The organism is Mitsuaria sp. GD03876 (genome assembly GCF_029840635.1).
Classification (GTDB): Bacteria; Pseudomonadota; Gammaproteobacteria; order Burkholderiales; family Burkholderiaceae_C; genus Roseateles.
In genome coordinates this window covers 130,988-155,697 of record NZ_JAOCCU010000004.1, presented here as the reverse complement: position 1 = coordinate 155,697, position 24,710 = coordinate 130,988, and the positions used below count along the sequence as shown (strand labels likewise).

19 protein-coding genes are annotated in these 24,710 nt (G+C 72.2%); 8 read left to right on the top strand and 11 right to left on the bottom strand.

What is annotated here, in order from left to right; all coding sequences use genetic code 11:
• Positions 1 to 2 precede the first annotated feature (2 nt).
• Together N5D62_RS04325 and N5D62_RS04320 are read right to left on the bottom strand one after the other, a co-directional pair.
• Positions 3 to 2,597, bottom strand: coding sequence for a TonB-dependent receptor (locus tag N5D62_RS04325; protein ID WP_279756339.1), 2,595 nt, complete (start codon positions 2,595 to 2,597; stop codon positions 3 to 5).
• Positions 2,598 to 2,753: 156 nt separating this feature from the next.
• Positions 2,754 to 4,112: a hypothetical protein gene (locus N5D62_RS04320; protein WP_279756338.1), complete on the bottom strand. Its 1,359-nt coding sequence runs from the start codon at positions 4,110 to 4,112 to the stop codon at positions 2,754 to 2,756.
• A gap of 132 nt (positions 4,113 to 4,244) precedes the next feature.
• Here N5D62_RS04320 and N5D62_RS04315 point away from each other — a divergent pair, with 132 nt between their 5' ends.
• From N5D62_RS04315 to N5D62_RS04295, 5 genes are all read left to right on the top strand, one after another.
• Positions 4,245 to 5,138, top strand: a complete 894-nt coding sequence (locus N5D62_RS04315; protein WP_279756337.1) for a diguanylate cyclase — start codon at positions 4,245 to 4,247, stop codon at positions 5,136 to 5,138.
• Entirely contained in the window at positions 5,135 to 6,193 is a 1,059-nt protein-coding gene (locus N5D62_RS04310) for an AraC family transcriptional regulator (RefSeq protein ID WP_279756335.1), read from the top strand. The genes N5D62_RS04315 and N5D62_RS04310 overlap by 4 nt, the downstream gene beginning before the upstream one ends.
• Positions 6,194 to 6,357: 164 nt before the next feature.
• Positions 6,358 to 7,185 carry an AraC family transcriptional regulator gene (locus tag N5D62_RS04305; RefSeq protein ID WP_279756334.1) on the top strand — a complete coding sequence of 276 codons (828 nt, stop codon included), beginning with the start codon at positions 6,358 to 6,360 and terminating at the stop codon, positions 7,183 to 7,185.
• A gap of 20 nt (positions 7,186 to 7,205) precedes the next feature.
• Positions 7,206 to 8,189: a DMT family transporter gene (locus N5D62_RS04300; protein WP_279756333.1), complete on the top strand. Its 984-nt coding sequence runs from the start codon at positions 7,206 to 7,208 to the stop codon at positions 8,187 to 8,189.
• 75 nt (positions 8,190 to 8,264) lie between these two features.
• Entirely contained in the window at positions 8,265 to 9,314 is a 1,050-nt protein-coding gene (locus N5D62_RS04295) for a hypothetical protein (protein ID WP_279756332.1), read from the top strand.
• A 16-nt stretch (positions 9,315 to 9,330) separates the two neighbouring features.
• Here the strand turns inward: N5D62_RS04295 and N5D62_RS04290 are convergent, their stop codons facing one another.
• Positions 9,331 to 10,785: a PLP-dependent aminotransferase family protein gene (locus N5D62_RS04290; protein ID WP_279756331.1), complete on the bottom strand. Its 1,455-nt coding sequence runs from the start codon at positions 10,783 to 10,785 to the stop codon at positions 9,331 to 9,333.
• 152 nt (positions 10,786 to 10,937) lie between these two features.
• Between N5D62_RS04290 and N5D62_RS04285 the strand changes: the two genes are divergently transcribed.
• The 3 genes from N5D62_RS04285 (at position 10,938) to N5D62_RS04275 (ending at position 15,279) form a co-directional block, all read left to right on the top strand.
• Positions 10,938 to 11,261, top strand: a complete 324-nt coding sequence (locus N5D62_RS04285) for a DUF2917 domain-containing protein (protein WP_279756330.1) — start codon at positions 10,938 to 10,940, stop codon at positions 11,259 to 11,261.
• A gap of 120 nt (positions 11,262 to 11,381) precedes the next feature.
• Positions 11,382 to 13,076 (top strand): S41 family peptidase, encoded by a 1,695-nt coding sequence (locus N5D62_RS04280; RefSeq protein WP_279756328.1) that lies wholly within the window; start codon positions 11,382 to 11,384, stop codon positions 13,074 to 13,076.
• Between the two features lie 175 nt (positions 13,077 to 13,251).
• Positions 13,252 to 15,279: a S41 family peptidase gene (locus N5D62_RS04275; RefSeq protein WP_279756326.1), complete on the top strand. Its 2,028-nt coding sequence runs from the start codon at positions 13,252 to 13,254 to the stop codon at positions 15,277 to 15,279.
• A gap of 18 nt (positions 15,280 to 15,297) precedes the next feature.
• Here the strand turns inward: N5D62_RS04275 and pssA are convergent, their stop codons facing one another.
• The 8 genes from pssA to glcF all read right to left on the bottom strand — a co-directional run bounded on the left by pssA (position 15,298) and on the right by glcF (position 24,702).
• The gene (pssA, locus tag N5D62_RS04270) at positions 15,298 to 15,915 is read right to left on the bottom strand and encodes a CDP-diacylglycerol--serine O-phosphatidyltransferase (RefSeq protein WP_279756324.1); all 618 of its coding nucleotides are present in this window, start codon (positions 15,913 to 15,915) and stop codon (positions 15,298 to 15,300) included.
• Positions 15,916 to 15,978: 63 nt separating this feature from the next.
• The gene (locus N5D62_RS04265) at positions 15,979 to 17,112 is read right to left on the bottom strand and encodes a nucleotidyltransferase family protein (RefSeq protein ID WP_279756322.1); all 1,134 of its coding nucleotides are present in this window, start codon (positions 17,110 to 17,112) and stop codon (positions 15,979 to 15,981) included.
• On the bottom strand, positions 17,109 to 18,023 hold the full coding sequence (locus tag N5D62_RS04260) for an HprK-related kinase A (RefSeq protein ID WP_279756320.1): 915 nt from the start codon (positions 18,021 to 18,023) through the stop codon (positions 17,109 to 17,111). The genes N5D62_RS04265 and N5D62_RS04260 overlap by 4 nt, the downstream gene beginning before the upstream one ends.
• Positions 18,020 to 18,337 carry an HPr-rel-A system PqqD family peptide chaperone gene (locus N5D62_RS04255; RefSeq protein ID WP_279756318.1) on the bottom strand — a complete coding sequence of 106 codons (318 nt, stop codon included), beginning with the start codon at positions 18,335 to 18,337 and terminating at the stop codon, positions 18,020 to 18,022. Before N5D62_RS04255 ends, N5D62_RS04260 begins: the two co-directional genes overlap by 4 nt.
• Positions 18,337 to 19,011, bottom strand: coding sequence for a hypothetical protein (locus N5D62_RS04250; RefSeq protein ID WP_279756316.1), 675 nt, complete (start codon positions 19,009 to 19,011; stop codon positions 18,337 to 18,339). Before N5D62_RS04250 ends, N5D62_RS04255 begins: the two co-directional genes overlap by 1 nt.
• 307 nt (positions 19,012 to 19,318) lie before the next feature.
• Entirely contained in the window at positions 19,319 to 21,247 is a 1,929-nt protein-coding gene (locus N5D62_RS04245) for an ABC transporter ATP-binding protein (protein ID WP_279756315.1), read from the bottom strand.
• Between the two features lie 121 nt (positions 21,248 to 21,368).
• Positions 21,369 to 23,078: an alkaline phosphatase family protein gene (locus tag N5D62_RS04240; RefSeq protein ID WP_279756314.1), complete on the bottom strand. Its 1,710-nt coding sequence runs from the start codon at positions 23,076 to 23,078 to the stop codon at positions 21,369 to 21,371.
• Between the two features lie 373 nt (positions 23,079 to 23,451).
• On the bottom strand, positions 23,452 to 24,702 hold the full coding sequence (gene glcF / locus N5D62_RS04235; protein ID WP_279756313.1) for a glycolate oxidase subunit GlcF: 1,251 nt from the start codon (positions 24,700 to 24,702) through the stop codon (positions 23,452 to 23,454).
• Positions 24,703 to 24,710 lie beyond the last annotated feature (8 nt).

The window sequence follows — 24,710 nt, the reverse complement described above, 5'->3', positions numbered from 1 at the left end:
CCTCAGAACATCGCCAGCTTCAGGCTCACCTTGTAGGCGCGGCCGTACTGCTCGTACTGCGTGTTGAAGGCCTTGCTGCCCTGGTAGACGTAGTAGCGCTCGTTGCCCAGGTTCAGCGCCTCCAGGTTCAGCTGCAGCTGCTTGGTGAGCTGGATGCGCATCGACGCGTCGACCTGGTTCTGCGTGTCGACCTTGCGGTCCTGCGACGCGTCCAGCACGTTGCCGACCTCCAGCAGGTAGGGCGACTTGTGGTTCAGCGCGACGCGCGCGCCGAAGGCCGGCGACTCCCAGCCCAGGCTCAGGTTGATGCTGCGGTTGGACTGGCTCGGCAGCGCGATCCGGCGGCTGACGAACTGGCCGTCGTCGAAGCCGCCGATCGTCGCGCGGGAGCGCACGAAGCTGCCGTTGGCGCCGACCACCAGCCCGTTCCACGGCGCCGGCAGCGTGCTCAGCGCCTGGCTCCAGGACAGCTCGACGCCGCGCACCGTCGCGTCGCCGCCGTTGGCGAAGGACTCGACATGGCTGAAGGCCTCCCAGCCCGGCGTGCCGGCCAGGTCGGTCTGGAACGCGAAGTCGCGGATCTTCTTGTGGAACACGTAGGCCGACAGTGCGCCGTCGCGGCCCAGGCGCTGTTCCAGCCCGAGGTCCAGGTTGCGCGCGCGCAGCGGCTTGAGCGTCGGATTGCCGACCGTCGCCTCGTCGCCGTCCACCGTCACGCCGGGGCTCAGTTGGCCGAAGGCCGGCCGCACCACCGAGTGCGTCAGCGCCGCGCGCAGCACCAGGCCCTCGCTGAGCTTCTGGCGCAGCAGCAGCGCCGGCAGCCAATGGCGCGACCGGCTCTCCTGGTGCACCGGGCTCAACACGCCGTCCTTCCACGCGGTGCCGTCGGCGGTGAAGCGCACGCGCTCGTGGCGCACGCCGACCAGCCATTGCGTGCCGCCCTGCTCGAGCGTCGCCTGCAGGTAACCGGCGTCGGTGCGCTCCTTCATGCCGAAGTCGTTGACCGTCGAATCGACCGCGTCGCGGAACGCGTTCAGGTCGCGGTTGCCGTAGAGGCCGCGCAGCTTGTCGGCGTCGATGCCGGGGCCGAACGAGGTCCACGGGTAGTCGACCGCGTCGCCGCCGACGTAGCCGCCCAGGCCCAGCTGCGACGAGGGCACGTTGTACGGCGCCTTCTTCAGCACCTTGGCGCTCGGGGCGTAGGTCTCCTGCTCGTTGTCCTTGTCGCGGCGCGTCGCCTTCAGGCCGGTCTTGACATCGACGTCCCAGCCGGCGACATCGAACTCGCGCTGCACGTCGGCCTTGGCATGGCGCACGCGGTCGGTGGCCGAGCTCTTCTCGATCTTGGCCTTGTTGAAGACGTACTTCGACGCGTCGCCCAGGCCGGCGACCGCGAGCGGCATCGGCTTGGCGGTGTCGGTGTAGCCCAGGCCGGCGAAGTCGGCCTCGAACGCCGACGACGCCAGCGTGTCGGGCTTGCGCTCGCTGGCGCGGCCGACGCCGGCTTCGCCCCAGAACTTCCAGTCGCCGCGCGACAGCTCGGTGCCGAGCACGACCGCGCTGGAGGTGTTGATCTCCTTGCGCGCCTTCAGCCCGCGGCTGACGGTGCCCTCGCCGGTCTCGCCGGGGGCCTGCGGCTCGTCGAAGGCGACCTTCATCGACTGGCGGTTCTCCTGGTCGGTGAAGCGGCTGCTGAAGCTGCGCAGGTAGACCAGCGAGGCCTCGTCGGGCTTGAAGTCCAGGTTGAGCGCGGCGCCCAGGCGCTCGCGGGTGATCGTGTAGCGGCGCAGCTCGAAGCTGCCCAGCTTGCCGCCGTCCCAGTCGCCGCCGGTCTCGACGTTGTCGCTGGCGAAACGGCGCTGGTCGCCGGACAGCGCCACCGCCACGCCCAGCTTGCCGTCGGCGAAACGGTCGGCGAAGGCGACCGAGCCGCGCGGCTTGGTCTTGCCCGCGTTGGCGTCGTAGTTGCCGCCGAGCTCCAGCGTGAACAGCCGGCCCGGCTGGTCGAAGGCGCTGAGCGTGCGCACCGTCACCGTGCCGCCCAGCGAGTTGGCGTCCTGGTCCGGCGTCAGCGTCTTCTGCACCTCCAGCGAGCGGATCAGGCCCGCGGGCACCAGGTCCAGGCCCGGCGCGCGGCGGTCGGACTCGGAGGCCGGCGTCAGCGCGCCGTTGATGTTGACGGCGTTGTAGTCCGGGCCCAGGCCGCGCACGCGGATGAAGCGGCCCTCGCCCTGGTCGCGCTCGACGGACACGCCCGGCATGCGGGCCAGCGCCTCGGCGGCGTTGTTGTCGGGCAGCTGGCCGATGCCGTCGGCATGCACGACGTTGACGATGCCTTGCGCGGCGCTTTGCTTGTCCAGCGCCGAGCGCAGCGCCGCGGCCTGGCCGACGGTCACGACGGTCTCGAGCTTGCGGGCGTCGGCGCGGGCGTCCTTGGCGTCCTTCGGGTCCTTGGCGGCGTCGGTCCGGTTGTCAGTCCGGGTGTCGGCCTTGGGATCGGGTTTGGCGTCGGTGGCCTGCTGGGCGAGCGCCGGCGTGGCGGCGAACAGGCTGGACAGGCACAGGGCGAGCAGGGTGGGGCGGGGCGGCGTGCGCATGGGGCGGTTCCGGTGAGTCACGAATGGCGGCGCACGTTAGGAACCGCGGATGGCGGGTCCGTGACAGCGCGGCATTCTCGGCGCGCCCCGGCGCGGATGGCTCCGGACGAGGCGCGCGGTGAGCCGGAATGACCCCCGTGTGGCCGGAAAGCCGCGTCAGGGCGCCGCCGTCTCCCGATGCGCCAGGCCGCAGGTCAGCAAGACGCTGGGCGCGACGGCGGTGGTGTCCGATTCGCTGAAGGCGCCATCGCCCAGCGGCGGCAAGGGCGCCCGCAGCAGGCAGGTGCCGGGCGGCACCAGCACGAAGGTGTTGCCGGTGAACGCGAGGTCGCTCGGCGTCGTGTCGGTGTCGCTCCAGCCGGTCGCGATCAGCGAGGTCTCCGCGACCGCTTGCAGGAAGGTGTTGCCGCGCACGCGGGTGCGTTTGGTCGGCGTCGCCGGCGTCGCGGGCGCGGCGTCGATGTGCAGGTCGACGCCGCGCATCACGTTGCCGCGGACCAGCGCATCGACCGGCGATTGCAGCGTCGCCCGCGTCAGGCCCGACGCCGTCGGATCCGAGAAGCGGTTCTTGGACAGCGCCAGCCGATCCGGCCGGATGAACAGCGCCGCGTGGCGGAGCGTGGCGTCACCGGCCGCCGCGGTCGACGCGCTCAGGGCGACGTCGTTGCGCTCGACGCGAAGCTGCGTCGGGCCGGCTTCCGACGCGATCGCGTCCGTGTAATGCCCGCGCTCGGGTGCCGGCGGGGGCGCGTGGCCATCGGGCAGCGGCAGTTGGGCCAAGGTCGTCAGCAGGCGCCTCGTGCGGGCATCGACGAAGCGGTCTCCCGCCGCCGGCGCCGCCGCGCCGATCAGATTGCCCCGCACCGTCGAGCCATCGCCGCCGGCGATGCGCACGCCCACGCCGGGATGCTCGGCGGTCCGCCACAGCACGTTGCCCTGGACCGTCTGCGTGCCGCTCGACAGCAGGATCTGCGGATCGGCCGAGCGCGTCGCGCGCAGGCCGTTGTAGCGGACGACCCATCCGTCGTCGCCGGTCGCGTCGCCCGCCACGGCCAGCGCGATGTTGTCCAGCACCAGGCCTTCGACCAGGATCCGCTTCGCGCTGTGGAAGCCCTTCGTGATCGAGACGGTCCGGGCGCCCGGGTTGACGAACTGCGTCGCGCCACCGCGCAGGCGGCTGCCCACCAGGACGTTGCCGGTGCGCAGCGCGAGCGGATGGGCGACGACGTAGCGTCCCGCCGGGAAGAAGAGCCCGCGCGGCGGATCCTGCGTGGCCAGCGCCTGGAGCGCCTCCGCGATGCGCGGCGCCTGGTCGGTGTCCAGGCCGGGCTGGATGCCCTGGTCCAGCGCGCAGGTCAGATGGAATCGGGGTTCCAGGTCGGTGGGCATGGCCTCGCCGCCGCAGGTCGCCGAGGCGGCCGCCGCGTCCGGCGGGATCGCGGTGACGGCGGACGCGCCCAGCGGCATCAGCAGCGCGGCGGCGAGGGGAGTCAGGAATCGCAAACGGGTTGGCATGGAGCCCTCCGGTCGATGTGGCAAGCCACGGGAGGGCGGTGAGTGAAGCGGCGAAACCGTTCGTGAGCCGATCCGACCCCCGTCGCGGCGTGTGACAGCGGCTGTCACACAGGCTGCCTAGCATCGCGCGCCATGAAACTCGTGCTGCCTCGTCCGCCGCTGGTGCTCGCGCCGGTGGCGGGTTCGCGTCATTTCGGCCATGCGCTGCTGCTGGCGATGGCCGCCATTACCTGGGCCTTCGGCTACTGGGCCGTGGCCAAGCCGATGGCCGTCTGGCGCTGGATCGACATCGTCAGCGAGTCCGCGATCGTGGCGATGCTGGCGCTGTGGCTGGTGCAGCTGCGCGCGAGCCGGCCCGCCGGCCGCGTCACGACCTGGCTGTGCCTGGGGCTGTCGGGGATGCTGCTGGGCGGCTGGGCCGACCTGATGGACGAGTTCTGGAAGCTGCCGCGCGACTACACGCTGCTGATGGGCATGGAGTCGACCTGCCATGTGGTGGGCATGGTGGGCCTGACCTTCGGCCTGCACCTGTGGCGCCAGGAGCAACTCGCGCTGAACGCGCTGCGCGCCGGCCGCGAGCGCGGCTACCGCGAGCACGCGCAGATCGACGGCCTGACGCAGCTCGGCGACGGCGCCTACCTGCTCGACCAGATCCGCCACCAACAGCGGCTGGGCACGCCGGCGACGCTGGCGATGCTGGGCTGGCAGGACCTGCCGGCGCTGGCGCGCCAGCACGGGCTGGCCGAGGCCGACCGCCTGCTGCAGGCCACCGGCCCGCTGCTGCTGCTGCAACTGCGCGGCGGCGACCTGCTGTGCCGCTACGCCGCCGACCGTTTCGTGGCGCTGCTGCCGCAGGCCGATGCCGCGCTGCCGGGTGACCTGCTGTCGGCGCTGTCGGCGCATGTGCACCCCTGCGCCGACGGCCGCACCCGCGCCCGGCTGGGCGCGCGGCTGGCCAGCGCGCCGCTGGATCCGGACGAGGACGCCGAGGCGCAGCTGCTGCGCCTGCTGGAGCGGCTGCGGTGAGCCTGCCGGCGGCGAGCGCGCCCGACGACGCCCTGGCCGCGCTGCGCCAGGCGTTGCCGGCGCGCGCCGCGCCGCGGTATGGCGCCGATCACGCCTTCATCCCCTGGGCCTACCAGGGCGCGCTGCTGGCCGAGTTCGCCCGCAGCCGCGCGATCGAGGCGCCGGAGTGGCTCGGCCGCTGCGGCGTGACGCCGGGGCAGGCGCTGTCGCCGCGGCAGCTGCTGTCGATGCTGGCGGCGTTGCAGCCGCTGGCGCGGGACGTGGGGTTCGTCGTCGGGCAACTCAGCCTGCCGGGCCATTACGGCTTGGCCAGCCAGGCGCTGCAGCAGGCGGCCGACCTGCGCCAGGCGCTGCGCGTGCTGTGCGACTGGTCCGCGCGGCTGTCGCCGCTGCTGACGCCGCGCCTGGTGGAGACCGCCGACGAGCTGCTGCTGGTCTGGACCGAGGCCAACGGCGCGCCGCCGGCGCTGCAGCCGCTGCTGGTGGACCTGCAGATGAGCGCGGTGGTGGCGATGGCGCAATGGCTCGGCGGCGGCCGGACGCTGCCCTGGGCCTTCTCCTTCAATCGCACCCGGCCGCGCGAGCTGTCGCAGCACGCGGCCTATCTCGGGCCGGACCTGCGCTTCGGCTGCCAGGTCGATGCGATGCGGGTGCCGTTGGCCGAGGCGGTCGCGCCCTGGCCGGCGGCCCAGGCGGGACGGCCGGCGATGGCGCTGGGCGCGCTGGCGCAGGGCGCCGATCCGGAAGCCGGCTGGCGCGGCCAGCTCGCGGCGCTCTACGACCACCTGCTGGCGGAAGTCGGCGGCGCGCCGTCGCTGGAGCGCAGCGCCCAGCGCTTCGGCATCAGCCCGGCGACGCTCAAGCGCCAGCTGGCGCTGCTTGGCACGCACCACCAGGCGCAACTGGACCAGGTCCGCGCGCATGCCGCGCTCTACCTGATGACGCTGCGCGGCCAGCGCGGCGAGGCGGTGGCGCGCTCGCTGGGCTTCAACGACAAGAGCAACTTCCGGCGCTCGTTCAAGCGCTGGACGGGGATGACGCCGGGGCTGCTTTGAAGCGTGGCGCCGCGTCCGGCCGGCCCTGCCGTGCCTGACCGCCCGCCTGCCTGCCTGCCCGCCTGCCTGACTGACTGACTGCCGGTGTCGGCGGCGTCCCCGGTTCCCGAGGCACGAAGGCTCGTGCCGCGCCGGTGGGGATGCCGGGCCTAGACTCGCGTCCCATGCCCACGGCGTTCGAGCATCCCCAGGACCAGGCCGCGTACCGGCGCCCCGCCCATCGCGCGGGCGTCGAGCTGTACCACGCCCACATCCTGCGGCACAGCTTCGAGCCGCATACGCACGAGGCCTACGGCCTGGGCGCGATCACCGAGGGCGTCGGCCGCTTCCGCTGGCGCGGCGGCGAGCACCTGGCGCCGCGCGCCACGCTGATGCTGATGAACCCCGAGGACATCCATACCGGCGAGGCCGCCACCGCCGACGCCTGGGGCTACCGGATGGTCTACCTCGACGAGGCGCTGCTGGCCGAGCTCTACGGCGGACCGGCCTGGCGCTTCGACGCCGCCGTCGCCCATGACGCCGAGGCCGCGACCCGCGCCGCGGCGCTGATCGCCGCGCTCTGGCAGGCCCGGGAGCCGCTGGCCTTCGACAGCGCGCTGCTGGCGCTGGTGCAGGGCCTGAGCCGCCACGCGCATCGCGCGCCGCGCCGGCCCGACGGCGCCGCGCCGCGTTTCGCACCGGTGATCGAGTTCATGCGCGCCCACCTGGACGAATCGCTGGACACCGCCCGCCTGGCCGCCGTCGCGGGGCTGAGCCCGTTCCACTTCTTGCGCAGCTTCAAGGACCAGCACCATGCGACGCCGCAGCAGGCGCTGATGGCATTGCGGCTGAACGAGGCCAAGCGCCAGCTCGCCGTCGGGCACGCGCCGGCGCAGGTCGCCGCGGCCGTCGGCCTGACCGACCAGGCGCACCTGACGCGCGCGTTCGCGCGCCGCTACGGCGTCACGCCGGCGCGCTACCAGCAGCAACTCGGTACAAGACGCCGGCCCTGACCGCGCGCGAGACTGCGCGGATGTTGTCCGGATTCCTGTTCGCGCTCGCCGCCGGCCTGATGTGGGGCCTGGTGTTCGTCACGCCGTTGCTGCTGCCGGAGTACCCGGCCGCCATGCTGATGGCCGGCCGCTACCTGGCCTTCGGGCTGCTGGCGGTGCCGCTGGCGCTGTTCGACCGCCGCGAGCTCGCCCGCCTGACCCGCGCCGACTGGATGGACGCGGTCAAGCTCAGCGCGATCGGCAACTTCCTCTATTACCTGACGCTGGCCGCGGCGATCCAGCGCGCCGGCGGGCCGCTGCCCACGATGATCATCGGCACGCTGCCGGTGGTGATCGCGATCTGCGCCAACCGGCGCAACGCCGCGCGCGACGGCCACTACCGCTGGCGCGACCTGGCCCCGGCGCTGGCGCTGATCGCGCTGGGCATCGGCTGCGTCAACCAGGTGGAGCAGCAAGCGCTGGCGCCGCAGGCGCTGGGCCGCTACCTGCAGGGCGCGGGCCTGGCGCTGATCGCGCTGGCCTGCTGGACCTGGTATCCGATCCGCAACGCCGACTGGCTGCGCGACCACGCCGGCCGCAGTCCGCGCGCCTGGGCCACGGCGCAGGGCCTGGTCACGCTGCCGATGGCGGCGCTGGCCTTCGTCGTGATCGCCGCCGCCGACGCGGCGGGCTGGCCGCTGCTGCCGGCCGGCTTCGACTTCCCGGCCGGGCCGCGCGTCTGGCCCTTCGTCGGGCTCATGGTCGCCATCGGCCTGTTCGCGTCCTGGCTCGGCACGCTGTGCTGGAACGAGGCCAGCCAGCGCCTGCCCACCGCGCTGGTGGGCCAGCTGATCGTGTTCGAGACCCTGGCCGCGCTGGCCTACGCGCAACTGCATCGAGGCGAATGGCCGCCGCTGCTGGGCGCTGCGGGCGTCGCGCTGCTGGTCGGCGGGGTCTGCTGGGCGCTGCGCCTCAAGCCGGTGCCGCCGGGGCGGGAACGGGATCTGCCCGCCTCGTCCGCGTGAGCGCGGCCGGCGACGGCCGCCGCGGAGATGGGTAAAAGCTGGCGCCGCCGGCGCCCGTTTTTGCAGAATCGACGGATGGACCCCGCCACGTTTTCCCACTCCCCCGACCCCGCCCGCCGCGCGCTGCTGCGCTCGGCGGCCCTGACCGCCGCGCTGGGCGCGTTGCCCTGGCGGGCCGCCCACGCGCAGGCCGCGCCGGCGGCGTCCGCGCCGCCGTCCACGCCCGGCGTCACGCAAGGCGTCACGCAAGGCAGCTGGCGCGACCCGGCCCGTTCGCGCGACATCCCCTGGCGGCTGCGCCTGCCCGAGGGCGACCGCCCGGTGGCGCTGGTGGTGTTCTCCCACGGCCTGGGCGGCAGCCTGGACGCCGGCACCGAATGGGCGCAGGCCTGGGCCGAGGCCGGCATCGCGACGCTGCACCTGCAGCACGCGGGCAGCGACCGGGCGATCTGGCGCGGCGGCCTGCCGGCGGTGAAGGCCGCGGCCAGCGCCGAGCAGTTGATCGAGCGCGGCCATGACGTGCAGTTCGCCGTCGAGCAACTGCTCAAGCTGCACAAGGCCGGGCAGGGCCCCTGGGCGCGGGTGCGGCCGGAGGCGCTGGGCATGTCGGGCCATTCCTTCGGCGCGCAGACGACGCTGGCGGTCGCCGGCCGCGACTTCCAGGCCCGCAGCGCGCCGGACCTGTCGGAATCGCACTTCAAGGCCTTCGTCGCGTTCAGCCCGTCGGCGGGACACTTCGCGGGCGGCATCAAGGGCATCACGCGGCCGATGCTGTGCCTGACCGGCAGCCTGGACGGCAACCCGCTCGGCCAGGAGCGCGACGGCCGCTACCGCCGCGCGGTCTACGACACGCTGCCCGCCGGCGCCAAGGCGCAGCTGTGGCTGGACGGCGCGGACCACATGAGCTTCGGCGGCGGCGGCGAACGCGGCCAGGGATTCGCGCAACGGCTGGAGGGTCGAGGCCGCGATCCCTTGCCGGAAAAGCTTGCCGCGCACCATGCGGCGCTGATCAAGGCGGTCTCCACGGACTGGTGGCGCTGGCGGCTGCTCGAGGACGAGGCCGCCGCGACGCGGCTGAAGGCGCCCAAGGGCCTGGACGCGGACGACGAGTGGCTGCAGGGATGAGCCGGGGCGGGAGGGCCTAGGCCGCGATCTCGTCGCTGTCCGGGCTCATCAGCAGCGCCTTGGCCAAGGCGCCGATGCGCCGCAGCGCGCGCGGATGCTCCGGTCCCCACTGGCCGCCGACGCCCAGCCGCACGCAGTGCCGGAAGCGCGGGCTCGCCGAGAACATCAGCCCCGGCGCGATGACGATGTGCTCGGCCAGGCAGGCCTCGTACAGCTGCGCCGCGTCGAGCGATTCCGGCAGCTCCACCCACAGGATGAAGCCGCCCGCCGGATCGGACACCCGCGTGCCCTTGGGGAAGCTCTCGGCGATCAGCCGGCGCGCGTCGTCGACCCGCGCCGCGATCGTCGCCCGCAGCTGCCGCAGCGCCGCGCCGCCGCCGGCCTGCGTCAGCAGGTCCGCCAGCGCCAGCTCCAGCACGCTGGTCTGCGCGCCCGACTGCACCGCCTTGGTCTGGCGCAGCACGCGGCCCCAGCGGCCGGCCTCGACCCAGCCCAGCCGCAGCCCCGGCGCGATCGTCTTGGAGAACGAGCCGCAGATCATCACGTGCCCCGTCGTGTCGAAGGACTTCACCGCGCGGCGCTTGTCCTCCTGCTCGGCCAGGTCGTTGTAGAGCACGTCCTCGATCAGCGCGACGTCGTGCTGCGCCAGCATCGCCGCCAGGCGGCGGCGTTCCGGCACCGGCAGGCAGGCGCCCAGCGGGTTGGACAACGTCGGCACCGTCAGCACCGCCTTGACCTGCTGCGTCTCGAAGGCCAGCTGCAGCGCGTCCAGCGACATGCCGTGCCGCGGATGGGTCGGGATCTCCAGCGCGCGCAGGTGCAGGCTCTGCAGGATCTCCAGGAAGCCGTAATAGGTCGGCGATTCGAGCGCCACCACGTCGCCGGGCTTGCACACGACGCGCAGGCACAGGCTGATCGCCTCGATGCAGCTGTTGGTGATGACGACCTCGTCCGGATCGAGCACGCACCCCAGGCCCAGCGCATGGCGCGCGACGGCCCGCCGCGCCTCCTCCATGCCGGGGCCGATCGGGTAGGTGCACAGCAGGTCGCGGTGGCGCATCACCGCGCGCGCCATCGCGCGGCGCACGCGGTCCGCGTCGAACAGCTCCGGCCCCGGGCAGGCCGCGCCGAAGGAGACGAAGGCGGGGTCCTGCGACAGCGCCATCACCTGCGCGCCCAGGTGGTCCAGCTGCACCATCCGCGAGGCCGGGTCGGGCCGCGAGACCTGCGGCTCGGGCAGCCGCGGCGGACGCGCCGCGACGAAGTAGCCCGAGCGCGGCCGGGCCTCGATCAGCCGGGCATCCTCCAGCCATCGGTAGGCCTGCACCGCCGTGGACAGCGACACGCCGTGCTGCGCCGCCAGTTCCCGCACCGAGGGCAATCGCTCGCCGCGCTTGAGCGTGCTGGAGCGGATCGACCGGGCCATCCGGTCGGCGAGTTGCATGTACAGCGGTAACTGCGGCGTGTCCATGCGTCGATTCTGTGTGTTGTCACCTCGCGGTAACCAATACAGATGAACGGCAAGCCGGCCAGCACAGGTGCCGCGCGGGCGCAGGCTGTATGCGCCGCGTCGGCCGCCGCCTGTGGATGGAGCGCCACACAGCCGCTTTTTATCGTGAGGGAATGCAACCGCTCCTCCGCCTCCACCTGCCGTTCCGGCCCCGGCTCGCGCCGCCGCCGGCCTGTGTCGCCCCCGACCCCGGGCCGGATGCCGTGGTCCTGCCGACCGACGGCAGCCCGCTCGCGCTGCGCGTGCGCCGCCCCGTGCGACTGCGTGTCCATGGCGGGCGCGCCTGGATCACCCGCGACGGGTGGCCGGACGACCACTGGCTCGAGCCCGGCCAGACGCTGGACCTGCCGGTGTCGCCCAGCTGGTTCGGATGGCGGATCCTCGCCAGTGGCGAGGGCGCGTCACTCGTCACCCTGAAGGCGGAAGCCTTGGCCTGAGATCGCCAGCCGCTGCGGGTTTCCCGCTATAAATCGACCCTCGTAGGTTGGCGCCCGTGTCGTGACGACATCGGCGCCGAGACAAGAACACCGGGACCGGGTCCCTCGAGGGAGTAAGCGATGAATCGATCCGCGATGTTGCGGGTGGCGCGCCTGGCCGTGGCCGGCGCGATCGGGGCCGTGCTGCTGAGCGGCTGCGGCGGCGGCGGTGCCGACAGCGGCACGCCGGTGCTGGGCGGCAGCGGCGGCAATGTCGGTGGCGGCGGCGGCAACAACGGGGGCGGCGGCGGCTCGGTCATCGGTGGCGGCACCGGGGGCACGGGCGGGACCGGCGGCACTGGCAACACGACGCTGCAGCCCAGCTCGACCTACGCCAACCAGTGCGCGGCCGGCAACCCGGAGGCGCCGGTCAACACGCGCACCGGCTCGCTGGCGATCGAGAAGAACTTCATCCGTTCTTACTTCGACGAGGCCTACCTGTGGCGCGAGGACGTGCCCGCGGTCGATGCCGCGGCCGCGCCCTACAGCGGCACCGATGTCGGCACCGCGCTGAACAACTACTTCGAGGCCTTGCTGTCGCCGCAGACGACGGCCAGCGGCAAGCGCAAGGACCAGTTCAGCTTCATGCTCAGCACCCGCGAGTGGAACGCGCTGTCGCAGGGCGGCGTGGAGCTCGGCTACGGCATCGAGTGGACGATGAAGTCGGCCACGCCGCCGCGCAACATCCGCGTCGCCTTCGTCGAGCCCGGCAGCGTGGCCGACCGGGCCGGCGTGCGCCGCGGCGACACGCTGGTGAGCGTGGACGGCACCTCCGCCGACGCCGGCGACACGGCCGGCGTGAACGTGCTCAACGCCGCGCTGTACCCGAGCAGCGGCGGATCGAGCCACAGCTTCGTGCTGAGCTCGACCGCGGGCGTGTCGCGCGGCGTCGCGATGGCGGCCGGCAACGTGACCAAGACGCCGGTGCCGACCAGCCAGGTGCTGTCGGTCGCCGGCGGCGGCACGGTCGGCTACCTGGTTTTCAACGACCACATCCTGCCGGCCGAGCAGCAGCTCATCAACGCGATGCAGACCTTCCGCGCGGCCAACATCGGCGACCTGGTCGTCGACCTGCGCTACAACGGCGGCGGCTACCTGTTCATCGCCAGCGAACTGGCCTACATGATCGCGGGCAGCGGCCCGACGGCGAACAAGACCTTCGAGCAGCTGCGCTACAACAGCAAGCGCACCGCCCAGACCAACAGCGACGACGCCAAGACCCCGTTCTACGACACGTCCTGCCTGCTGGTGGGCGACAACTGCTCGTCGCGCCAGCCGCTGCCGGCGCTCAACCTCAAGCGCGTGTTCGTGCTGGCGCAGTCGGGCACCTGCTCGGCCAGCGAGGCGCTGATCAACGGCCTGCGCGGCGTGGACGTGGAAGTGGTGCTGGTCGGCGGCACCACCTGCGGCAAGCCGTACGGCTTCACCGCCAAGGACAACTGCGGCAACAGCTACTTCCCGATCGAGTTCGTCGGCACCAACAACAAGGGCTTCGGCGACTACGCGGACGGCTTCGTGCCCGCGGGCACCGGCGCGACCGGCATCAAGGGCTGCCAGGTGGCGGACGACCTCGAGCACCCGCTGGGCGACACCGCCGAGGCGATGCTGGCCGCGGCGCTGCAATACCGCGCCAACGGCACCTGCCCGGCGGCGCGCGCCTCGGACAGCGGCATGGCGCGGGCGACGGCGGCGCGGGCGGTCGGCGAGGACGCGGTGGCGCTGCAGATGCGCAAGCTGGCCGCGCGCAACAACCGGATCGTCGGCGGACGCCACTGACCCCCGCGAGCGCGCGCGACGACGCGCGCGATGCCGGCCAGGGCCGCTCCTCGGAGCGGCCTTTTTCATTGCACGGACGCATCGGACTCCTTGTCGCACGAATGAACCGGCGGCATCGCCGAAGGACCACCGCCGCTTGTCAATCGCGGCCGGTGGCTCCGGCGGAAGGGATCGAATGAGGGAACTCTCGATGGGGCGCCGCGCGCGCCGGCTGTCGATCGTCGCGGCGTGCGCGATGGGCGCGATGGCGCTGCAGGCCTGCCACGATACCGGCACCGCGGAGCCGACGGTGATCGCCGGGCGGGACGGCAAGGATGGCAAGGATGGCAAGGATGGCAAGGATGGCAAGGACGGCCGGGATGGCCGTGAAGGAAGGGATGGGCAGGACGGCGACGACGGCCGGGACGGCATGAACGGCCGGGATGGCACGAACGGATCGAACGGCAGGGACGGCGCGGACGGCCGTGACGGGCCGAACGGCAAGGACGGTGCGAACGGCCGGGATGGCGCCAACGGCAAGGACGGTCGGGATGGGGGAGACGGTCGTGACGGTCGCGATGGTGGCGATGGACGCGACGGCACGGATGGCAAGGACGGTGTCGACGGCAATGACGGCAGACACGGTGCTGACGGCAGAGACGGCGCCGATGGCAAGGATGGCGTCAACGGCAAGGATGGCCGCGACGGCAGGGATGGACGCGATGGCGGCGGCGGAGGCGCCGGTACGGGCAGCGGTGCCGGCGCGTCCGGCGGACGTCCGGCGCTGATGCCCAGCGGCGCGTACGCCGGGCAATGCAGCCCCGCCAATGTCGAGGCACAGGCCTCGCAGCGGACCGGCAGCCTGACGACCGAGAAGCAGTGGATCCGTTCCCGTGTCGACGAGGTCTATCTCTGGCGGAACGAGGTGCCTGACGTCGACGCCGGGGCGGCCAAGCACAGCGATGGCCCCGTGCGCACCGCCCTGAAGGCCTACTTCACGGCGTTGCGCACGCCGGCGCGCACCGCCAGCGGCAAGGCCCGCGACGCCTACAGCTTCATGGCGACGTCCAAGTCGGTGGAGGCCTTCGATCGCGGCCAGGGTGACCTGGGCGCCGGCATCCGCTGGGCCGTTCGCTCGGACCGGCCACCACGGGACATCCGCGTCGACTTCGTGGAGCCCGGTGCTCCGGCGGACCGGGCCGGCGTGAAGCGCGGCGACCGCCTGGCCGCCGTCGCCGGCACGGCCCTCGACGAGCTCGACGAGGACGTCCTCGACGAACTGCTGTCCCCGTCGACGGCGGGGCAGGCCTTGTCCTACACGCTGACCTCGACCCAAGGGGTCCCCCGGCAGGTGGCGGTGACCAGCGAGGAGATCACCCGCAAGCCGGTTCCCCTTCACCAGGTGTTGACCGGCGAGGATGGCGCCTCGGTGGGGTATCTGCTCTTCAACGCCCACATCGCGCCGGCGGAGCCCGCCTTGATCGAGGCGGTGACGACCTTTCGCGAGCGGAAGATCCGCGACCTGGTCGTCGACCTGCGTTTCAACGGCGGCGGGCTGGTCTACCTGGCCAACCAGCTGGCCTACATGGTCGCGGGTCCGACGGCCACCGCCGGCAAGGCCTTCGCGAAGCTGCTCACCAACGATCCCGCATCGGCCACCGCGAGCGGCTTGCCGTTCATGGCGACGTCCTGCCACCTGGTCGACGGCCAGTGCAGCTCGATCCGGCCGCTGCCGACGCTGGACCTGCGGCGCGTGTTCGCCCTGTCGCAGCAGGACACCTGCTCCGCCAGCGAGGCGCTCATCAATACGCTGCGCGGCATCGGCGTGGAGGTCGTGCTCATCGGCGACACCACCTGCGGCAAGCCGTTCGGTTTCACCGGCAAGGACAACTGCGGCTACCACTACTTCGCCGTCGACTCGATGTTCGCCAACGACCGGGGCTTCGCGGACTACGCGGATGGTTTCGAGCCCGGCGGCCAGGGCGTGGCCGGCGTGCCGGGCTGCCGGGTCGAAGACGACCTCGCGCACGACCTGGGCGACAGCCGGGAGCGTCTGCTGTCCGCGGCGCTGGGCTACCGGATCGACAGCCGGTGCCCGGTGCAGCAGGCGGGCCAGGCGACGGCCTCGAGCGCCGACCGCGTCATGCGAGGCAGCGGCCCGGGGTCCTCGCGCGGGCGGCGCCATCCGCTGGAGGGCAACATGTTCCTGGCCGGGCCTCGCTGAGGCCGGAGCGGCCGGATCTCAGAGCTTGGGAATGCGGATCCGGCTGATCATCAGCGACCCCGAGATCGCGAACAGCAGCACCAGCGGATGCAGCGTGAAGCCGCCGAGCTTGACGGAGCCGAACCACAGGGCCTCGCCGGTCGCGCCTTGCCAGGCGGCGATCCACAGCACGATCACCAGCAGCAGCGAGGTCGGGATCGGCGTGCCCTCGAAGTAGGCGACCTTGTCGCCGCCGCCGGACAGGGTCTCGGCGGTGATGTTGTAGCGGGCCAGGCGCGACACGCCGCAGGCGACGAAGAAGCCGAGCACGATGCGGTCCCACAGGCCCTGCATGCCGCAGCCGTAGGCGATCACCGCCGGCGCGACGCCGAACGAGATCACGTCCGCCAGCGAGTCCAGCTCGCGGCCCATCGCCGAGCTCTTCTGGCGCCAGCGCGCGATGCGGCCGTCCAGCACGTCGAAGACCAGCGCGGCCGGGATCAGCGCGCAGGCGTAGTACAGGTGAAGCGTCAGGCCGGTCTGCAGGTAGGTCATCACCGAGAACAGCGCGCCCACCCCGCAGAAGGCGTTGCCCAGGGTGAACCAGTCCGCCAGATGGAACTCGCGGATCATGGAGAAAGGCTTGGGTCGATTCATGGGAAGCGAGCATAAGCGAAGGCCCCTGGCGACGCGGCAAAGGCCGCGCCCGGGGTGGTCCGCTCAGCCGTCGCCGCGGGCCGCGCCCGGCACGTCGACCTTGGGAGCTTCCGGCATCGCCGTCATCCGGCCCCAGGCCTTGCGCGCCAGGTGCCGCGCGAGCAGGCCCCAGGGCATCCGCAGCCAGTGCGAGCGCACGTAGAGCGCGCCCTCGGCCAGGTCGTGTCCCGGCAGCCGGCAGCTGTCGTGCGCCGGGCGCAGCGCGCGCCGGTAGCAGGCGTCCAGCAGCCGCAGCGCCACCGGCCCGGGCGGCGGACCGAGCGCCGCCGGCAGTTCGTCCGGATACGGCGTGTCCAGCAGCATCCGCGTGTAGCGCAGCGCCAGCCACAACGGCCGGGCCAGGCCGATGCGCCGCGCGCGCGCGGTCAGCCGCGGCCAGAAGCCGTCGAGCGCGCCGAACTCGCGCAGCAGCGCGTCCAGGTCGAACAGGTCGCGCAGGCCATTGGGCAACTCGCCCTCGTGGAACAGGTGCGCGGCGCTGTGCAGCAGCATGTCCTCCGGCGGCAGCACGAACACGCCGGGCAGGTCGGGCAACGGTCGCGGGGCGTCGAACAGCGCGCGCGCGTCCAGCGGCGTGCGCGCCGTCGGCGGCAGCAGCGTGTGGTGCACGTCCAGCGAAGTGCCGCGGCGCTTGTGGTGCAGCGGCGGCAGCTCGTGCATCCACTCGCGGTAGTAGCGCTGGTCGTAGGCGTCCAGGCCGTCGTCGAAATCCCAGCCGTGCACCAGCAGCGTCGTCTCGCAGCGCGGCAGCTGCTCGGGCGGGATCAGCAGGTCGATGTCGCTGAACATCCGGCCCGGCGCCGGCGCGTGGCCGCCCAGCGCGTAGGCCGCGCCCTTGAGCAGGATCAGCGGGCCCGGCAGCTCGGCCAGTGTCTGGCGCAGCAGGTCGACCTCGCGCCGCAGCATCTGCACCTGGCGGCGCGACAGCAGCAGCGCCGAGCGCAGGTGCGGCCGCACCGGCTCGGGCAGCGTGTCGAGCCAGCCGCCCTGGGCCATCTGCTCGGCCAGCTTGCCGGCCAGGTTCGAGCGCCGCGCCTGGCGCAGCAGCAGGTCCCATTCCGTCAGGCTCAGCCCGACGGCGACGGCGGGCTGCAGCAGCACCCGCACCAGCAGCGGCCGGCGGCGGTCGGCGCTCATGGCGCGGTCTCCGACAGGCGGTCGAAATGCGCCAGCGCCTCGTCCAGCCGGCTGTACTCGAAGCGGAAGCAGTCGCAGGCGCCCACGAGCCGGCCCAGCGCCTGGAAGCCGGCCTGGCCGTGGACGTCGTAGTTGAACGATTGCTCGGCCAGGTCCATGAAGGCGCGGGCGCGCTCGATCGGCAGCAGTTGGGCCGGCGCGTCGGCGCGCCAGGCCGGCAGCACGACCCAGGCTGGCCGGGCTGGTGCCAGGCGCGCGTCGATCGCGTCCTGCGGCGCGCGCACCAGCGCCACCGTGCCCTTCGAGGTATTGGGCATCGACGCGCTGAAGACGGCCTCCGGTGCGAAGGACCGGATCAGCGGGATCGACGCGTTCTTCAGGTTGATCGGCCGCGCCATGCCGTGGACCAGGCCGGTGCGCAGGTCCAGCAGACCGAGCTCGTCCGACAGCAGCCGCCAGCCGCGATGCGCCAGCGCGGCGCACAGCGTGCTCTTGCCCGACCCCGGCGGCGCCGGCATCAGCAGCGCGCGGCCGTCGCGCTCCAGCACCGCGGCGTGGATCAGCAGGAATTGATGCGCGTGCGCGGCGATGCACCAGTTGATGCCCCACTCGAGCATCGCCAGCGCCTGCGCCGCGGGCAGCGGCGTGAACGAGCGCTGGCCGTCGAACCAGAATTCCGCGCGCCCCTGCAGCCGGCTCAGCCAGTGCGGGCTGCGCAGCACGGCGACGTGGAAGTCGACGAAGGCCTCGTCGGTGGCGAGCTCGAAGTCGCGGTACATCGCCGCGACGTCGGCGGCCAGGTGGGGAATGTCCGAGCGCACGCGCACGGTGAACGGCGACAGCCGCAGCGTCACGCCGCCGTCGCGCATCCGGGCCCGCAGCCCCTCGGTACCGACCTCCTGGAGCTTCAAGCGCCGGACTCCTCCGCCGGGGCCTCGCTCAGCAGGTGGATCTCGGCCAGGCGGGTCAGGTGCAGGTCCAGCAGCTCGGCCAGCGCGTCGGGCGCGGGCGGCTCGTCCCAGTCGACGTCCCGCGCCAGGCGTCGCAGCAACTGGTCGCGGTCGAGCGGCTCGGCGGCCAGCCATTCGGCCAGCTGCGCGCCGAGCGCGGCGATCAGGTGGGTGTCCCCGCTGGCGGGGTCGAAATAGACCGCGTGCTGTTCGCCCTCCCAGGCGAGCAGCACGTCAGCGAGCGGCTGCGCGCAACGCCACGCCGGCGCGGGCATCAGGCCACGAGCCAGTTGCTGTAGAGGTAGTTCTTGAAGTCGGCCTGGCTCCAGGCCGAGCCGGTCGAGTTCGCCGGCTTGAAGGTGCCCGGGCCTTGCGTGGCCATCTGCACCAGCATGTCCTGGCCGGTCGACGACAGCACGCACTGCGCGACGCTGTTGCCGGCGAACAGGGTGTTCAGGCGCGCCACCAGCATCATCGTGCCGTAGCCGCCCGCGTCGTTCTTCAGCAGGTTGTAGACGTTGGCGGTGCTGCTGACGTTCTTCAGGCCGCCCGGGAACACCTTGGCCACCGTCAGGTTGTTGCGCGCGTAGGTCAGCGACTTGCCGGAGTACCACTGCGCGATCACGTAGGTCCAGGGCGAGGTGCCGCCGCGCACCTGCGACCGGCCGGTGTTGGCCGACCAGTTGGAGATGTACCAGCACTCGGTGTTGTTGATCACCGCCGCGTCGGCGCGGGCCTGCACGCTGGCGCCGCCATTGCGCAGGATCGCCGAGCCCCAGGCCGAGGTCGTGTTGCAGTGCCAGGCCATCGCCGGACGGCTGGCCAGCGTCAGCCCGACCGGCACCACGCCCGCCTGGATGAAACGGCGGCGGCGCTGCGAGACGACGGAGCCCGCGACGGGGGTCGGGGTGGCCGAAGACTGCGGGGTGGTGTCGCTGCTGTTGTCCATATGCTCAGCTTTCGTGATGCGCGTGGCCCTGGTTCGGGCGGACGGTCAAGCCGATCGGCGCTCCCGTCCGATCTGCCAGCGCAGTGTTTCATACAAGCCCTCGACCGGAAACCCCGCCGAACCCCTTGAACGGGTGGCGTGCGGCGTCCGTCACAGCTCCTGAAAGTCAGCGCCGGCTTACGTGGAAATCGTTGCCAGGCAATGCTGCTCGCGAAGGTGACGCGGCGCGCGGAAGCGCCGCTGAGCCGAACGCGCCATCCCCGGCGCCCCTGTTCCGGCGACACCGGTCCCGGGGGGAGCGGCGCGCTCAGTCCGCCTCGTCGTGCACGACGTCACGGTCGTCGCTGGCCCGCTGGGCGCCGCGGCCGCCGGGCTGTTGCGCGGCCGCGCCGTCCGGGGCCTCGTCCAGGCCTTCCTCGACCAGGAAACCGCCGCTCTGGTGCGTCCACAGCTTCGCGTACAGGCCGCCCTGGGCCAGCAGCGAGGCATGGTCGCCCTGCTCGACGATGCGTCCCTGGTCCATCACGATCAGCCGGTCCATCGCCGCGATCGTCGACAGCCGGTGCGCGATCGCCACCACCGTCTTGCCTTCCATCAGCCGGTACAGGCTGCGCTGGATCGCGGCCTCGACCTCGGAGTCCAGCGCGCTGGTCGCCTCGTCCAGCAGCAGGATCGGCGCGTCCTTGAGCATCACGCGGGCGATCGCGATCCGCTGGCGCTGGCCGCCGGACAGCTTCACGCCGCGTTCGCCGACGTGGGCGTCGTAGCCCTGGCGGCCCTTGGGATCGCTCAGGCCGTCGATGAAGTCCTGCGCCTCGGCGCGGTGGGCGGCGGCGCGCATCTCGTCCTCGGTGGCGTCGGGGCGGCCGTACATCAGGTTGTCGCGCACCGAGCGGTGCAGCAGCGAGGTGTCCTGCGTGACCATGCCGACCTGCCGTCTGAGGCTGTCCTGCGTCACCGTGGCGATGTCCTGGCCGTCGATCAGCACGCGGCCCTTGTCGATGTCGTAGAAGCGCAGCAGCAGGTTGACCAGCGTCGACTTGCCGGCGCCGGAGCGGCCCACCACGCCGATCTTCTCGCCCGGGCGGATCGTCAGCGACAGGTCGTGCAGCACCGTCTTGCGGCCGCCGTAGCTGAAGTCGACGTGCTCGAAGCGGACCTCGCCGCGGGTGACGTCCAGCGCGCGGGCGCCGGTGGCGTCCTGGATCGCGATCGGGCGCGACAGCGTGGTGATGCCGTCCTGCACGGTGCCGATGTTCTCGAACAGGCTGGCCATCTCCCACATGATCCAGTGCGAGATGCCGTTCAGGCGCAGCGCCATGGCGGTGGCCGCGGCGACCGCGCCGATGCCGACCTGGCCCTGCGTCCACAGCCACAGCGTCATGCCGGCGGTCGAGGCGATCAGGCCCATCGACAGCGCGTGGTTGACGATCTCGAACGCGCTGATCAGCCGCATCTGGCGGTAGGCGGTGCCCAGGAAGTCCTGCATCGCGCCGCGGGCGAAACCCGCTTCCCGGTTCGAGTGCGAGAACAGCTTGACGGTGCTGATGTTGGTGTACGCGTCGGTGACGCGGCCGGTCATCAGGCTGCGGGCGTCGGCCTGCGCGGCGGCGGCCTTGCCCAGGCGCGGCACGAAGTAGGTCAGCGCGACGACGTAGCAGGCCAGCCAGCCCAGGAACGGGAGCAGCAGCGTCGCGTCGAAGCTGCCGACGACGCCCAGCATCGTCACGAAGTAGATCGTGATGAAGACCAGGATGTCGGTGACGATCAGCCAGCATTCGCGCACCGCCAGCGCCGTCTGCATCAGCTTGGCCGAGACGCGGCCGGCGAACTCGTCCTGGTAGAAGCTCATGCTCTGCGCGAGCAGGTGCCGGTGGAAGTTCCAGCGCAGCCGCATCGGGAAGTTGCTGGACAGGCCCTGGTACTTGCTCATCGCCTGCAGCGCGATCAGCAGCGGGCTGGCCAGCAGGATGCCGCCCAGCAGCAGCAGCTTGTCCTGCTGCGTGGACCACCACTGCGCCGGCGGCACCTGGCTGAGCCAGTCCACGACCGAGCCCAGCATCGAGAACAGCAGCGCCTCGAACGCGCCGATCGCGGCGGTGAGGAACACCAGCACCAGCACCAGTCCGCGCATGCCTTGCGAGCCGGCCCAGACGAACGAGAAAAAGCCCTTCGGCGGCTGAGGCGCGGGGCTTTGCGGAAACGGATCGACGAGTTTTTCGAACCAGCCAAACACGGCGGACTCCCTGTCTTCTGCGAGACCGACCAGCCTACAGGAGGCGTTTGTCGTTCGCACCTTCCCCCCGCTTCGGTGGCGGGCGCTTGCGCTGGATGGGGGGAATCGCCGTACGGCTGGCTTACTTCGCGGGCAGCGGCAGCACGCGGCCCTGGGCCTGTTTCGGCACGGGGATGTGCAGGATCGCGCTCAGCGTCGGCGCGAGGTCGACGATCTCCACCCGCTGCTCGATCCGGCCCTGGCCGACCCAGCCCGGGCCCCAGGTCAGCAGCGGGACATGGGTGTCGACCTCGTACGGACTGCCGTGCGTCGTGCCGGTCATGCGGGATCCGAACATCCAGCCCGACTTCGGCACCACCTGCAGCGGCGCGGCGATGCCCGGATACCAGGACTTGCGCATCTGCTCGAGGAAGGGCGTCGCGGTGTCGGTGCCGGCCAGTTGCGCGCGGGTGAAAGCCGCCTGCACGCCGTCGACCTGCACCACCAGCGCCTGCGCGGCGGCGTAGACGGTGTCGGCGTCGAGCCCCTTCGCCCGGATCGCGGCCTCGTTGAAGATGAAGCCGGTGCCGGACATGCCGGTCACCCAACGCTCCTCGCCGAACTGCCTGGCCAGGCCCGCGTTGACGAAGCCGACCGCCTGCGCCGGATTGATCCGGCCCGCGTCGCGGCCTTGCGACTTCGCCCATTCAGGGGTGTCGGTGAAACCGTGGTCGGCGGTCAGCACCGCGATGTAGCGGTCGCGGCCGACCTTGGCGTCGAGGAACTGGAACCACGCCTGCAGGTAGGCGTCCAGGTGCAGGAAGTGGTCATGCGACAGCCGCGATTCCGGCCCGAACGCGTGATTGATGTAGTCATGGCTGGACAGGCTCACCGACAGGATGTCGGTCCGCTGGCCGGCGCCCAGTTGCTCGCCCTCGACCGCCGCGCGGGCGAAGGCCAGCGTCAGCTCGTCGCCGAACGGGGAGGGCAGGATGTTCCCGTAGAAGCGGGGCCCCGGACCGTCCATGCCGGCGCCGAGCACCGCCGGCAGCCGGTTGCCGTTGCCGCTGTTGGCCTGCCAGGGCTGGCCGTCCGGCACGCTGCGCGCGTAGGCCGCCTCGGGCAGCATCGGCGCCCAGGTCTTGCCGAAGAAGCGGTCGGCCGGCTTGGCCGCGTTGAACGCGTCGACCCAGGCCGGATGCTGGTCCATGTAATAGGTGGACGACGCGAATTGGCCGGTGCCGCCCATGTACATGTAGGCCGTGCCCTTGTGGCCGGCCGGCAGGATCGCGCCGCGGTCCTTGCCGGAAATGCCGATCACCTTGGACGCCGGCTGCAGCGTGCGCAGCACGTCGCCGACGGTCTCGGCCTTGTAGTTCTCGGGGCTGGTGCCGGCCAGCGGCTCGGTCTTGTTGCCGAGGTAGTGGTAGCGCGGATCCGCGGTGTTGTATTGCGGGGTGCCGGTCGCCGGGTCGCGCCACTCGTTGCCGATGATGCCGCTGCGCTGCGGGTAGGCGCCGCTGAGCATGATCGAGTGGCCGGCCGCCGTCACCGTGTAGCCGTGGCCGTAATACGCGTTGGCGAACCAGGCGCCACGGTCCAGGAAGCGCAGGAAGCCGTCGGGCTGCAACTGGTCGCGGTAGCCGAGGACCTGGCGGATCGGCAGCCCGTCGACCACCATGAAGACCACCAGCCGGGGCGGCTGCTTCGCCGCGAAGGGGCCAGGTGTTGCCCCGGCGGAGGGCGTGGCGGCGGTCGACGAGGGGGTCGAGGGAGGCGTCGAGGGGGTGCTGCAGGCGGCCAGCGCGGCCAGGACGGGCATCAGCAGCCAGGTGCGACGGGTCAGGGTCATGGCGGATCGGGCTTCGCGGGAAGCCGGATGAAGGAAATATGACAGCGCAGTATCGGCGCGCACCCGACGCAGCGGTGCGTCCATCGATCCGCGGCGCTCGCCTGGCGCGACGGGAAAACCCTGAGCGCTCCCGCGCCCGGCGCCCGCGCGTTCAGCGGCGCGGGACGGAAAAAAGGCCGGTCACCACGCGGTGACCGGCCTCTTTCGCTTTCTGGTTGGATCGCTTGACGCGCTCCCCTCCTGTTATTGAGCGCGATTGTGCGGGCCGCAGGCAATGGACATGCCCGGGTTTGCCCTTGGCAACCCCTTCCAGGTGAGAACTCCTTCTCAGGTGGGAAGGGTTTGCATGCGAACTGATGCGCCGATGCGACGCTCAGGTGCCGAGCGCCTCGTCCAGCACCTCGATCCAGTGGCGCACCGGCGTGCCGGTGCCCGATTGCAGGTGCTGGATGCAGCCGATGTTGGCCGAGACGATCGCCTCCGCCTCGATCGGCGCGAGCGCCTCGAGCTTGCGGTCGCGCAGTTGCTTGGACAGCATCGGTTGCAGCACCGAGTACGTGCCCGCGGAGCCGCAGCACAGGTGGCTCTCGGCCGGCGCGATCGCGATGTCGAAGCCCAGGTCGCGCATCAGGCCCTCGACGCCGCCGCGCAGCTGCTGGCCATGCTGCAGCGTGCAGGGCGGGTGGTAGGCGAGCTTGGGCCGGCGCCCGGACGCCGGGGCGCCGAGCCGCGAGCGCAAGGGCTCGGCCAGCGCCGGCAGGTATTCGCTGAGGTCGCGCGTCAACGCCGACACCCGCGCGGCCTTGTCGGCGTAGTCCGGGTCATGCGCGAGCAGCCGTCCGTAGTCCTTGACCTGGACGCCGCAGCCGGAGGCGTTCATGACGATCGCCTCGACCTCGCCGCCATGGCCGTCGACCATCGGCCACCAGGCGTCGATGTTGCGGCGCGCGTCGTCGAGGCCGCCGTGGTGGTCGTTCAGGTGGGCGCGGATCGCGCCGCAGCAGCCGGCCTCGTCGGCGACCAGCGTCTGGACGCCCGCGGCATCGAGCACCCGGGCCGTGGCCGCGTTGATGTTGGGCATCATCGCCGGCTGCACGCAGCCCAGCAGCATCAGCACGCGGCGCGGATGCGCGCGCTGCGGCCACTGGTGCGCGCGCGGGTCGGGCCGCGGCGGCACCTTGTCCTTCAGCGCGCCGGGCACCAGCGGCCGCAGCGCCTGGCCCAGGCGCAGCGCCGGCTTGAACAGCGGCGAGGTCAGCCCTTCCTTCAGCAGCCAGCGCTTGAGGCGCTCCTCGCGCGGGCGCTCGACCTTGGCCTCGACGACCTGCCGGCCGATCTCGACCAACTGGCCGTACTGAACGCCCGACGGGCAGGTGCTCTCGCAGTTGCGGCAGGTCAGGCAGCGGTCCAGGTGCTGCTGCGTCGCCTCGGTGGGGGGGGCGCCCTCGAGCACCTGCTTGATCAGGTAGATGCGGCCGCGGGGACCGTCGAGCTCGTCGCCGAGCAGCTGGTAGGTCGGGCAGGTGGCGGTGCAGAAGCCGCAATGCACGCAGCGGCGCAGGATGGCCTCGGCGGTGCGGCCCTCCGGGGTGTCTTGGAATTCGGGGGCCAGGTGGGTTTGCATCGTGGAGG

Coding starts and splice junctions, on each gene's coding strand:
- N5D62_RS04325 (WP_279756339.1), bottom strand. CDS start 2,597: ATGCGCACGCCGCCCCGCCCCACCCTGCTCGCCCTGTGCCTGTCCAGC.
- N5D62_RS04320 (WP_279756338.1), bottom strand. CDS start 4,112: ATGCCAACCCGTTTGCGATTCCTGACTCCCCTCGCCGCCGCGCTGCTG.
- N5D62_RS04315 (WP_279756337.1), top strand. CDS start 4,245: ATGAAACTCGTGCTGCCTCGTCCGCCGCTGGTGCTCGCGCCGGTGGCG.
- N5D62_RS04305 (WP_279756334.1), top strand. CDS start 6,358: ATGCCCACGGCGTTCGAGCATCCCCAGGACCAGGCCGCGTACCGGCGC.
- N5D62_RS04300 (WP_279756333.1), top strand. CDS start 7,206: ATGTTGTCCGGATTCCTGTTCGCGCTCGCCGCCGGCCTGATGTGGGGC.
- N5D62_RS04295 (WP_279756332.1), top strand. CDS start 8,265: ATGGACCCCGCCACGTTTTCCCACTCCCCCGACCCCGCCCGCCGCGCG.
- N5D62_RS04290 (WP_279756331.1), bottom strand. CDS start 10,785: ATGGACACGCCGCAGTTACCGCTGTACATGCAACTCGCCGACCGGATG.
- N5D62_RS04285 (WP_279756330.1), top strand. CDS start 10,938: ATGCAACCGCTCCTCCGCCTCCACCTGCCGTTCCGGCCCCGGCTCGCG.
- N5D62_RS04280 (WP_279756328.1), top strand. CDS start 11,382: ATGAATCGATCCGCGATGTTGCGGGTGGCGCGCCTGGCCGTGGCCGGC.
- N5D62_RS04275 (WP_279756326.1), top strand. CDS start 13,252: ATGAGGGAACTCTCGATGGGGCGCCGCGCGCGCCGGCTGTCGATCGTC.
- pssA (WP_279756324.1), bottom strand. CDS start 15,915: ATGAATCGACCCAAGCCTTTCTCCATGATCCGCGAGTTCCATCTGGCG.
- N5D62_RS04265 (WP_279756322.1), bottom strand. CDS start 17,112: ATGAGCGCCGACCGCCGCCGGCCGCTGCTGGTGCGGGTGCTGCTGCAG.
- N5D62_RS04255 (WP_279756318.1), bottom strand. CDS start 18,337: ATGCCCGCGCCGGCGTGGCGTTGCGCGCAGCCGCTCGCTGACGTGCTG.
- N5D62_RS04250 (WP_279756316.1), bottom strand. CDS start 19,011: ATGGACAACAGCAGCGACACCACCCCGCAGTCTTCGGCCACCCCGACC.
- N5D62_RS04240 (WP_279756314.1), bottom strand. CDS start 23,078: ATGACCCTGACCCGTCGCACCTGGCTGCTGATGCCCGTCCTGGCCGCG.
- glcF (WP_279756313.1), bottom strand. CDS start 24,702: ATGCAAACCCACCTGGCCCCCGAATTCCAAGACACCCCGGAGGGCCGC.